The 10,325-nt window shown below is 71.9% G+C and carries 8 protein-coding genes and 2 pseudogenes; 7 read left to right on the forward strand and 3 right to left on the reverse strand.

Features of this window, described 5'->3' with window-relative positions; genetic code table 11:
• A pseudogene (locus B1205_RS00890) lies at positions 1 to 767 on the reverse strand (pyrimidine reductase family protein); the annotation flags it as partial.
• Between the two features lie 150 nt (positions 768 to 917).
• Between B1205_RS00890 and B1205_RS00895 the strand changes: the two are divergent.
• The 6 genes from B1205_RS00895 to B1205_RS00920 all read left to right on the forward strand — a co-directional run bounded on the left by B1205_RS00895 (position 918) and on the right by B1205_RS00920 (position 7,457).
• Complete coding sequence (locus B1205_RS00895; RefSeq protein ID WP_176308367.1) at positions 918 to 1,463, forward strand: plasmid pRiA4b ORF-3 family protein; 546 nt, start codon at positions 918 to 920, stop codon at positions 1,461 to 1,463.
• Between the two features lie 206 nt (positions 1,464 to 1,669).
• The gene (locus B1205_RS00900; RefSeq protein ID WP_089153863.1) at positions 1,670 to 2,986 is read left to right on the forward strand and encodes an ABC transporter substrate-binding protein; all 1,317 of its coding nucleotides are present in this window, start codon (positions 1,670 to 1,672) and stop codon (positions 2,984 to 2,986) included.
• A gap of 67 nt (positions 2,987 to 3,053) precedes the next feature.
• The gene (locus B1205_RS00905; RefSeq protein ID WP_089153864.1) at positions 3,054 to 4,013 is read left to right on the forward strand and encodes a carbohydrate ABC transporter permease; all 960 of its coding nucleotides are present in this window, start codon (positions 3,054 to 3,056) and stop codon (positions 4,011 to 4,013) included.
• A 9-nt stretch (positions 4,014 to 4,022) separates the two neighbouring features.
• On the forward strand, positions 4,023 to 4,919 hold the full coding sequence (locus B1205_RS00910) for a carbohydrate ABC transporter permease (RefSeq protein ID WP_089153865.1): 897 nt from the start codon (positions 4,023 to 4,025) through the stop codon (positions 4,917 to 4,919).
• Entirely contained in the window at positions 4,916 to 6,349 is a 1,434-nt protein-coding gene (locus B1205_RS00915; protein WP_089153866.1) for a GH1 family beta-glucosidase, read from the forward strand. Before B1205_RS00910 ends, B1205_RS00915 begins: the two co-directional genes overlap by 4 nt.
• Positions 6,350 to 6,410: 61 nt before the next feature.
• Positions 6,411 to 7,457, forward strand: a complete 1,047-nt coding sequence (locus B1205_RS00920) for a LacI family DNA-binding transcriptional regulator (protein WP_089153867.1) — start codon at positions 6,411 to 6,413, stop codon at positions 7,455 to 7,457.
• A gap of 28 nt (positions 7,458 to 7,485) precedes the next feature.
• Here the strand turns inward: B1205_RS00920 and B1205_RS00925 are convergent, their stop codons facing one another.
• Complete coding sequence (locus tag B1205_RS00925; RefSeq protein ID WP_089153868.1) at positions 7,486 to 8,697, reverse strand: acyl-CoA dehydrogenase family protein; 1,212 nt, start codon at positions 8,695 to 8,697, stop codon at positions 7,486 to 7,488.
• Positions 8,698 to 9,771, reverse strand: a complete 1,074-nt coding sequence (locus tag B1205_RS00930; RefSeq protein ID WP_089153869.1) for a phosphotransferase family protein — start codon at positions 9,769 to 9,771, stop codon at positions 8,698 to 8,700. It lies immediately after the preceding gene.
• Between the two features lie 148 nt (positions 9,772 to 9,919).
• Here B1205_RS00930 and B1205_RS30570 point away from each other — a divergent pair.
• A pseudogene (locus tag B1205_RS30570) lies at positions 9,920 to 10,325 on the forward strand (amino acid-binding protein); the annotation flags it as partial.

Consider the following 10,325-nt stretch of genomic DNA (forward strand, 5'->3'; position numbering starts at 1 on the left):
CCGGCGGGTGGCGGCTCGCCCGGATCGCGGGCGTAGCGCAGCATCAGCGTCCCGTCGTCGGCGGCCAGCACATGGCGCAGCGGCAGGTGGCGCGGCGCGCTCGCGGCCCCGGCGGTGATCCGGCCGGCGCCCGCGCCGGCGAGCACCGGCGCGACGGTCAGGCAGAGTTCGTCGACCAGATCGGCCTCGGTGAGCGCGCCGAACAGGTGCGGCCCGCCCTCACAGAGCACCTGGGCCAGCCCTCGGCGGCGCAGCTCGGCCAGGCCGGCGGCCAGGTCGACGCGGTCGGCGCCGCAGCGGACCAGATCGGCCACCGAGGTCAGCCCGGCCGGCGGTTCGGCGTCGGCGTGGGTGAGCACCAGCGGCCGGACCGGGGCGTCGGCGAAGCAGCCCTGGGCCGGGTCGAGGTCGAGCGAGCCGGAGACCACCACCAGCGTCGGGAACTCGGGCAGCCCTCGCTCCCGGCGCCAGGCCCGGCGCTCGGCGCCCAACCGGAGCGCGCGGTAGCCCTCGTGGCGCAGCGTGCCGGCCGCGACCAGCAGGCCGTCGCAGAGCATCCGGAGCAGCCCGAAGACCCGCTTGTCCGGCTCGCCGGAAAGCCCGGCGGAGTAGCCGTCCAGGGTCACCGCGCCGTCCGCGCTGGCGACGAAGTTCACCCGCAGGTGCGCCCGCGCCGCGCGGCCGTAGAGCGCGGTGAGCTGCGGGTCGGTCAGCGCGCCGGTGGCGGGCGCGGGCCAGATCCGCCCGATCGGGGTTCCGACGCTCATTCGCCGGCCGGACCGGTGACCGGCGGGGTGGGTTCGGGGGTACGGTGCTGGCAGTCGCACCACTTCCGGCCAGGACAGTCGTCGTGCCGCCGCTCCCGGCAGGCTCGGCAGATCATGCGGGCAGCCTATGCCGAGGAAGGACGGGACCGCGTGCCGCGTCAGATCTTCCAGCTGATGGTGTCCGTCACCGGGGTCCGGCCGTCGGTCTGGCGGCGGGTGCTGGTGCCCGGCGGCTACACGTTGGACCGGCTGCACCGGGTGATCCAGCACGCGATCGGCTGGCGCGACTGTCACCTGCACGCGTTCGAGATCGGCGCACGGCAGTACGGCGAGCCCGACCCGGACGGTGAGCCGGCGCTGCGGGACGAGCTGGACGTCCGGCTGGACGCGGTGGTGGGTAAGGGCGACCGGTTCCGCTACACCTACGACTTCGGCGACTGGTGGGAGCACGACCTGGTGGTCGAGGACGTCTGTGCCGCCGTACCGGACGCGCGTTACCCGGTCTGCCTCGACGGCGAGCGGGCCGCCCCGCCGGAGGGGGTGGGCGGCCCGGCCGGCCACGCCGTCCTGCGGGCCGCGCTCGCCGACCCCACGCATCCGGAACACGAGGCCATGCGGGACTGGGCCGGTCCGGCGTACGACCCGGACGCGTTCTCCGCCGACCGCGCCACCACGCTTCTGCGTCGCTGCTGCTGACCGCGCTCCCGGCACGGGGGTTGCGGCCACCGGGGTAACGAAATGGGAACGCTCCCACCGGCCTATTGACACCCCTGTTACCTGCCGGCAATCTCATGGGAGCGCTCCCGCGAGTGGCGTGGATCTCCTTCCTGCCCCCTCCGGCCCGCGCGACACGCACCCCCCACCACACAGAACTCGCCTCACCACCGAAAGAGGGGTCTTGGATGAGCGTCCCAATCCACCGTCGGCGGTTCGCGGCCATCGCGCTCGCGTCCGTCATGGTGCTTGCCACCGCCACCGCCTGCGGCGACGACGACTCGTCGGGCGGCGGTGACAGCGACGGCCCGGTCACCCTGGTCGTCGACGTCTTCGGCGATCAGGGCTTCGGCTACGAGGAGCTGTACAAGCAGTACGAGGCCGAGCACACCAACGTGAAGATCCAGGAGCGGGGCAAGGGCCTCGGTCTCGGTGACTACAACACCCGCCTCACCCAGCAGATCACTGCCGGGTCCGGCGCCGGTGACGTGGTGGCCCTGGAAGAGGGCACCATCGTGCAGTTCTACGCCCAGGCCGACAAGTTCGTGAACCTGGCCGACCACGGTGCGAACGACCTCAAGGGCAACTTCCTGCCGTGGAAGTGGGAGCAGGGCACCACCCCCGACGGCAAGGTGCTGGGCCTCGGCACCGACGTCGGCTCGATGGCGCTGTGCTACCGCAGCGACCTGTTCAAGGCCGCCGGCCTGCCGACCGACCGCGAGCAGGTCGGCGCGCTCTGGCCGACCTGGGACGAGTTCATCGCCACCGGCCAGAAGTTCGCCGCCGCCGACAAGAAGCACAAGTTCGTCGACTCGGCGACCAACTTCTACAACGTCGTGCTGATGCAGATCGCGGGCCAGGGCACCGGCTACACCTACTACGACAAGAGCAACAAGCTGGTCATCGACCAGAACGCGGACGTGCAGGCCGCCTACCAGCTCACCACCAAGATGATCGGCGCGGGGCTGTCGAACAACCTCCAGTCGTTCTCCAACGAGTGGAACGCCGGGTTCAAGAACGGCACCTTCGCCACCATCGCCTGCCCGGCGTGGATGACCGGTGTGATCAAGGGCCAGGCCGGCGACGCGGCGGCCGGCAAGTGGGACATCGCCAAGGCCCCCGGCGCGGGCGGCAACTGGGGCGGCTCCTTCCTGGGCGTGCCGAAGTCGAGCAAGCACCAGAAGGAGGCCGCTGAGCTGGCCAAGTTCCTGACCAGCGCGAAGGGTCAGATCGGCGCGTACAAGGCGGTCGGCAACCTGCCGTCGAACCCGCAGGCGCTCACCGACCCGGCCGTGGCCGACTCGACCAACGACTACTTCAGCAAGGCCCCGGTCGGCAAGATCTTCGCCGCCGGCGCCACCGACCTGAAGCCGGTCTACCTCGGCCCGAAGAACAACGCGGTCCGCACCGCCGTGGAGAACACGCTGCGCGCCGTGGAGCAGGGCAAGCCCGCCGACGCGCAGTGGCAGGCGGCCCTGAAGAACGGTGCGGCCGCCGGCAAGTGACCGGATGAGCCGCCCGCNCCGGCGTCGCCCGCGTAGGGGGTGCGCCGGCCGAGGAGAAGGACTCCTTATGAGCCTCGACCTGCACGCCACGGCGCCGCCTGAGCGCGGCCCGTCGCGCGTCACCCGTACCGCGCAGCGTCGCGCCGCCTCCGCTACCCGGCTGGACCTGAAGTACTCGCCGTACCTGTACGTCCTGCCGTTCTTCCTGATCTTCGCCGTGTTCAGCGCGTACCCGATCGCGTACACGGTCTGGATCGCCCTGACCGACCGGTCCCCGCTGAACTCGACGATCTCCTTCGTCGGGCTGGACAACTTCGTCGAACTGATCACCGACGACCCGCAGTTCTGGAACGCGGTGGTGAACACGTTCGGCATGTTCGTGCTCTCCACCGTGCCCCAGCTGATGCTGGCGCTGGTGCTGGCCAACGCGCTGAACCGGAAGCTGCGCGCGCAGACCTTCTTCCGGATGGCCATCGCGATGCCGATCATCACCTCGACCGCGGTGGTCGCGCTGATCTTCTCGATGATCTACGCCAAGGACTTCGGCCTGGTCAACTGGCTGCTCGACAGCGTCGGCCTGGACCCGATCGACTGGCGGGCGAACCGCTTCGCCTCCTGGTTCGCCATCTCCACCATGGTCGACTGGCGCTGGATCGGCTACAACGCGCTGATCTACCTGGCCGCCATGCAGTCGATCAGCAAGGACATGTACGAGGCCGCGGCGCTGGACGGGGCCTCCCGGCGGCGTCAGTTCTGGTCGATCACGGTCCCGCAGCTTCGCCCCACGATCATCTTCACGCTGATCATCTCGACCATCGGCGGGCTTCAGCTCTTCACCGAGCCGCTGCTGTTCACCAGCGGCTCGGNGGGGCAGTTCCAGACCATCACGATGTATCTGCTCGACGTGATGAACCAACGTTTCCGGTGGGGTTACGCCGGGGCGGTCGCGCTCGTGCTCTTCGTGCTCATCGCGCTGATGTCGGCGATCAACTACCTGCTGGCCCGACGCATCAGCTCCGACAAGTGAGGTGACGAGATGACGACCACCACGCTTCGCCCACCCACCCGGCCGAGCGCGCCGGCCAAGGCCACCCACCGGGCCGAGCGGCTCTGGAAGGCCAGCCCGCTCACCTGGGTCGGCCTGGTCTTCGGCGTGCTCCTGTCGCTGTTCCCGTTCTACTGGATGATCGTGATCGCCTCCCGGACGAACGACGCGGCCAACTCCTGGCCGCCGCCGTTCCTGCCCGGCGGCAAGCTCGGCGAGAACATCGAGCGGGTGCTGGCCAACGGCGACGCCAACATCGTCAAGGGCCTGCTGAACTCGTTCCTGGTCTCCGGCACGATCACCATCGCCACCGTGTTCTTCGGCTCGCTGGCCGGCTTCGCCTTCGCCAAGCTCCGCTTCCGTGGCAAGAACGCGCTGCTGCTGATCATCCTCGCCTCGATGATGGTGCCGATCCAGCTCGGCGTGCTCCCGCTCTACATCCTGATGGCGAAGCTCGACTGGCTGAACACCATGCCGTCGGTGACCGTGCCGTTCCTCATCGGCGGCTTCGGGATCTTCATGATGCGCCAGTACGCCGAGCAGGCGGTACCGAACGAGCTGATCGAGGCCGCCCGGGTGGACGGCTGCTCCACCTGGCGGGTGTACTGGCACGTCGTGGCGCCCGCGCTGCGGCCCGCCGCCGCGGTGCTCGGCCTGCTCACGTTCATGGAACAGTGGAACCAGTTCTTCTGGCCGTTCGTGGTGCTGGCCGACCCGTCCAACCCCACCGTCCAGATCTCGCTGCGCAGCCTCAACACCGCCTACTTCGCCGACAACTCGCAGATCTTCGCCGGTACGTTGATCGCGACCCTGCCCCTGTTCGTCGTGTTCGTTCTGTTCGGCCGCCAGATCATCGGCGGCATCATGGAAGGCGCCGTCAAGTCGTGAGCAACCCTGCCAGCCCGCCCGCCGTCGGCGTCCTCGACGAGGGCCCGGCCCTGACCTTCCCGCCCGACTTCCTCTGGGGCGCGGCCACCGCCGCGTACCAGATCGAGGGCGCCGCGGCGGTGGGTGGCCGTACGCCGTCGATCTGGGACACCTTCAGCCACACCGAGGGTCGGACGGTGGCCGGGCACACCGGCGACGTGGCGTGCGACCACTACCACCGGATGCCGGACGACGTACGGCTGATGGCCGACCTGGGCCTGCGGTCCTACCGCTTCTCCGTCTCCTGGCCCCGGGTGCAGCCCGGCGGCAGCGGGGCGGTCAACCAGGAGGGGATGGACTTCTACCGCCGGCTGATCGACGAGCTGCTCGGGCACGGCATCGAGCCCTGGCTGACGCTCTACCACTGGGATCTGCCCCAGCCCCTGGAGGACGCCGGCGGCTGGCCGGCCCGGGACACCGCCGGCCGCTTCGCCGAGTACGCCCACCTGGTCGCCGAGGCGCTCGGTGACCGGGTGAAGTACTTCACCACGCTGAACGAGCCGTGGTGCTCGGCGTTCCTCGGCTACGGCTCCGGCGTGCACGCGCCGGGCCGCTCAGACGGTGCGGACGCGGTCCGGGCCGGGCACCACCTGATGCTCGGTCACGGCCTGGCCGTGCAGGCGGTGCGGGCGTCCCGCCCGGAGGCGGAACTGGGCATCACGGTGAACCTCTACCCGGTCACCCCGGCCACTCAGTCGGCGGCCGACGCCGACGCGGCCCGTCGCATCGACGCGCTGGCCAACCGGTTCTTCCTCGACCCGGTGCTGCGCGGCGAGTACCCGGCGGACCTCGTCGCCGACCTGCGCGGGGTCACCGACCTCGGGCACGTCCGCGACGGCGACCTGGCGACCATCTCCACGCCGCTGGACATGGTCGGGATCAACTACTACAGCCGGCACGTGGTCGCCGCGCCGGTCGAGGGAGCGGAGCCGGAGCCCTACTGGCGGGCGCCGTCCTGCTGGCCGGGCAGCGAGGACGTGCGGTTCGTCACCCGCGGCGTGCCGGTCACCGACATGAACTGGGAGATCGACGCCCCGGGCCTGGTGGAGACGCTGGAGCGGGTCCACCGGGAATACACCGACCTGCCGCTCTACGTCACCGAGAACGGCTCCGCGTTCGTCGACACGCTCGTCGACGGCCGGGTGGACGACCCGGACAGGTTGGCCTATTTCGCCGCGCACCTGCGCGCGTCCCATGCGGCGATCGAGGCCGGGGTGCCGCTGAAGGGCTACTTCGCCTGGTCACTGATGGACAACTTCGAGTGGGCCTGGGGCTACACGAAGCGGTTCGGCATGGTCTATGTCGACTACGACAGCCAGGCCCGGATCGCGAAGTCCAGCGCCAGGTGGTACGCCGACGTGATCCGACGTAACGGCCTGGCCGCACAATAAGCTGGGCCAGCCAGTAACGGGCGGGCCCCNGGCCCGCCCGACCGTCGGAGGAGCACAGACGATGACAACGCAGCGCACCCGCTCGCTCGGGCGCCCGACCCTCGACGCGGTCGCGGCCCGCGCCGGCGTCGGGCGCGGCACGGTCTCCCGCGTGGTCAACGGCTCGCCGCAGGTCAGCCCGGAGGCCCGGGCCGCCGTCCAGCAGGCCATCGCCGAGCTGGGCTACGTGCCCAACCGGGCCGCCCGGGCGCTGGTCACCCAGCGGACCGACTCGGTGGCCCTGGTCGTCTCCGAGTCGGGGGAGCGGGTCTTCACCGAGCCCTTCTTCGCGGCCATCGTCCGGGGCGTCAGCTCCGGCCTGGTGGAGACGCCCATGCAGCTCTGGCTGGCCATGGTGCAGTCGCCGATCGAGCGGGAACGGGTCGAGCACCACCTGACCAACCAGCATGTGGACGGCGTACTGCTGCTCTCCCTGCACGACGCCGACCCGCTGCCCACGCTGCTGGAGGAACGCGGCCTGCCCGCCGTGCTCGGCGGCCGACCGGCCCGGATGCTGCACCCGAACGCCCAGCCGGCGTGGTTCGTCGACGTGGACAACGTCGGCGGCGCGCGGCAGGCGGTCGAGCACCTGTTCACCCAGGGGCGGCGGCGGATCGCCACCATCGCCGGCCCGCAGGACATGGGCGCCGGTCTGGCCCGGCTCTCCGGCTACCAGGAGGCCGTGCGGGCCGCCGGGGGCAGGGTCGACCCGGGCATGATCGCGTACGCGGACTTCAGCGAGGGCAGCGGCACCGCCGCGATGCGCCGGCTGCTGGGCACCTGCCCGGAGCTGGACGCCGTCTTCGTCGCCTCCGACCTGATGGCCTTCGGCGCGTTGCGCGCGCTGCGCGAGGCCGGCCGGCGGGTGCCCGAGGACGTGGCGGTGATCGGCTTCGACGACGCACCGATCGCCCGCCAGGCCGAGCCGCCGCTGACCACGGTGTTCCAGCCGGTCGAGGAGATGGGCCGGCAGATGGCCCGGCTGCTGGTCTCCCGGATCCGCGGCGACGAGGTGCGTTCCCCGCACGTCCTGCTGGACACCCAGCTCATCCACCGCGCCTCCGCCTGACCTCACCCACCCGAGACCACGGGGTGGGTCAGGACCAGCGGCGGAGTTCGCGGCGGGCCAGGGAGGCGCGATGGACCTCGTCGGGGCCGTCGGCGAGGCGTAGCGTGCGGGCCTGGGCCCAGAGCGCGGCGAGTGGGGTGTCCTGGCTGACGCCGGCCCCGCCGTACGCCTGGATCGCCTTGTCGATCACCCACTCGGCCATCGCCGGCGTGGCGATCTTGATGGCCTGGATCTCGGTGTGCGCCCCCCGGTTGCCGACGGTGTCCATCAGCCAGGCGGTCTTGAGCACCAGCAGCCGGGCCTGCTCGATCCGGACCCGGGACTCGGCGATCCACTCCCGCACCACGCCCTGCTCGGCGAGCGGACGGCCGAACGCGACCCGGTCGAGGGCCCGGCGGCAGAGCAGTTCCAGGGCGCGCTCGGCCATGCCGACCAGGCGCATGCAGTGGTGGATCCGGCCCGGGCCCAGCCGGGCCTGGGCGATGGCGAAACCGGCGCCCTCCGCCCCAACGAGGTTCTCCGCCGGCACCCGGACGCCGGTGAAGTCGATCTCCGCGTGCCCGCCGTGCGGGGCGTCGGAGTAGCCGAAGACCGTCATCCCGCGGCGTACGGTCACGCCGGGGGTGTCCCGGGGGACCAGGATCATGCTCTGCTGGCGGTGCCGGTCGGCGTCCGGGTCGGTCTTGCCCATCACGATGAAGATCTCGCAGCGCGGGTCCATCGCCCCGGACGACCACCACTTACGGCCGTCGACCACGTAGTGGTCGCCCTCGCGGGTGATCCGGGTGGCGATGTTCGTGGCGTCCGACGAGGCGACCTCCGGCTCGGTCATGCAGAACGCGGAGCGGATCTCGCCGGCAAGCAGCGGCGCGAGCCAGCGTTCCCGCTGCGCGTCCGAGCCGAACTCGGCAAGCAGTTCCATGTTGCCGGTGTCCGGCGCGGCGCAGTTCAGCGCCTCCGGGGCCAGGTGCGGACTGCGCCCGGTCAGCTCGGCCAGCGGCGCGTACTGGAGGTTGGTCAGCCCGGCGCCGTAGCGCTCGTCCGGCAGGAACAGGTTCCACAGGCCCCGCGCCCGGGCCTGCGCCTTCAGTTCGTCGAGCACCGGCGGGCGGGCCCACGGGTCGTCGGCGGCCAGCACCTGCTCGTGGTGCACCGGCTCGGCCGGGTACACGCACTCGGTGAGGAACGCCTCCAGCCGCTGGCGCAGCTCGACCGTCCGGGAGTCGTACGCGAACTCCATCTACCTCTCCCTCACCGCGTGCAGACCGTGCGTGACCAGCGGCGCCACCATGTCGCCGATCCGGTCGAAGCCCTCGCCGAGCGTCTGCCCGAGGGTGTGCCGGTAGTGGATGCCCTCGCAGATCACCGCCAGCTTGAAACAGCCGAGCGCCACATGCCAGTGCAGCGGCCCGACGTCGACGTCGCTGCGGCCGGCGTAGCGGTCGATCAGCTCGGCCCCGGTGGGGAAGCCGGCCCGGGGGCCGATGCCGTCGGCCACCGGGTTGCCCTCGGCGTGCTCGCTGTCGCCCAGCACGTCCCAGTAGGTGAGCAGCAGGCCGAGATCGGCCAGCGGGTCGCCCAGCGTGGCCATCTCCCAGTCGAGCACGGCCCGCACCGCCACCGGGTCGACGGTGGCGAGCAGGTTGTCCAGCCGGTAGTCGCCGTGCACGATCCGGCCGGCGTTCGCGCCCTCCGGCACGCTGTCGGCCAGCGCGTCGCGCAGCTCGTCGATGCCGGGCAGGGCGCGGCTGCGGGAGCGGTCGAGCTGGCCGGCCCAGCGGCGTACCTGCCGGGCCAGGTAGCCGTCCGGGCGGCCGAAGTCGGCCAGCCCGACCTCGGCCGGCTCCACCCGGTGCAGCGTGGCGAGCGTGTCCATCATCGCCATGGCGAGGTCGTGCCGCGCCGCGGCGGTGAGCGCGTCGGTCTGCGCCCGCCGCCGGTAGACCTCGCCGTCGACCTTCGCCATCAGGTAGAACGGGGCGCCGATGACGTCCGGGTCCGGGCAGAGCAGCAGCGCCTCGGGCACCGGCACGCCGGTCGGGGCGAGCGCCGAGATCACCCGGTGCTCGCGGGCCATGTCGTGCGCGGTCGCCAGCACATGCCCGAGCGGCGGCCGGCGGAGCACCACCTCGCGGTCCCCGGCCCGCAGCAGGTAGGTCAGGTTGGACTTCCCGCCGGCGATCAGCCGCGCCGACAGCGGTCCGGCCAGCTCCGGCCGGTGCGTGGCCAGGTGGGCGGCGAGCCGGTCGAGGTCGAGCCCGCGCGGGGCCGACCCGGCCTCCGGCCGGGCGGCGTCGGCGGCCGGATCGGTCATCCGGATAGTTGATGGCAGCTCAGCATTGTTGTCAAGGTCGGACTTTGCCGGCGGGACATGGCGCTGCAACAGGGACGAAATGGTCAACCGGCAGGCTGGAACCAGCCTGCCGGCCCCGCGCCGGCCCGCCGAGCGGAGGGGATCAGACATGCTGCTGAGAGTTCGGGTGACCCTACCGGACCGACCGGGCACGCTCGGCCAGGTGGCCCGGACACTCGGCGTCTCCGGGGCCGACATCGTGCAGGTGGTGGTCCTGGAGCGGCTCGGCGGGCGGGCGGTGGACGACTTCACGGTGGTCTGGCCGGGCGCGGCGCGGGTGGAACGGCTGCTCGCCGGGCTGGCCGCGATCCCCGGCGTCAAGGTGGACGGCGTGTGGCGGGCGATCGGCGCACCGACCACCACCGGCCAGGACGCGGAGCTGCTCGCCCAGGTGGCGGCCAACCCGACCGACGGGGTGGCCACGCTCGTCGACGCCGTACCCGGGCTGCTCGCCGCGGACTGGGCGGTGGCCGCCGTCGTGCCGCTGGACTGGGCCTCCCGGGTCGGCGGGGGCG

It is taken from the genome of Micromonospora sp. NBS 11-29 (assembly GCF_002140155.1).
Classification (GTDB): domain Bacteria; phylum Actinomycetota; class Actinomycetes; order Mycobacteriales; family Micromonosporaceae; genus Micromonospora.